Raw genomic sequence first — 525 nt, 5'->3', positions numbered from 1 at the left:
AGAGCAGGTGCCTTCTAAGCACTTGGCCGCAGGTTCGAGTCCTGCCGGGGGCACTCTTCCCGTCCCACCTCAAGCCCTCCCTCCGGGGAGGGCTTTCGTACGGGTCGGAGGCATGTCATCGACTCACCGGCAGCGCCGCGGGGAGGCGGACATCCCTGACGTGCAGGGCGAATACCTCTTCCGGACGCGGCCCCGCCCCCGACTCCGAGGAACCGGGCATGGTCGTGCACACCGCGATCCCGCTCGCCCGGGCGATCCTCGCGCCCGAGCAGGTCTGATACGCCTCCTACGGGTCCGACGTGCACGTGGTTCTACGACCCCACGGCCGCCGGGCGGATGTGGGGACGCCCGCACCTGGTGACGGTCGGCCAGATCTCGGGCACCGCCGCCCAGGAGATGTACCGGCGGCCTCCTGGAGTCCGGGCCGTGGGAGGAACAGGGCATCGCGCGGTACCTTGCCGCCTGTCCGGGTGCCGCCGGCTCCTGGACGGCCCACCAGGTCCGCGAGTTGTTCGCCGCCGGTAT

1 protein-coding gene is annotated in these 525 nt (G+C 71.0%); it reads left to right on the top strand.

The window, feature by feature from the left end; translation table 11 throughout:
- Nucleotides 1-278 (top strand): hypothetical protein (locus G3I71_RS50660; RefSeq protein ID WP_203733100.1); only part of this gene is annotated, 278 nt, incomplete at its 5' end.
- Between the last annotated feature and the right edge of the window lie 247 nt (nt 279-525).

Origin of the sequence: Streptomyces sp. SID12501 (assembly GCF_010550245.1) — a bacterium.
GTDB lineage: Bacteria > Actinomycetota > Actinomycetes > Streptomycetales > Streptomycetaceae > Streptomyces.
This window is presented reverse-complemented; position numbering and strand designations above follow the sequence as displayed.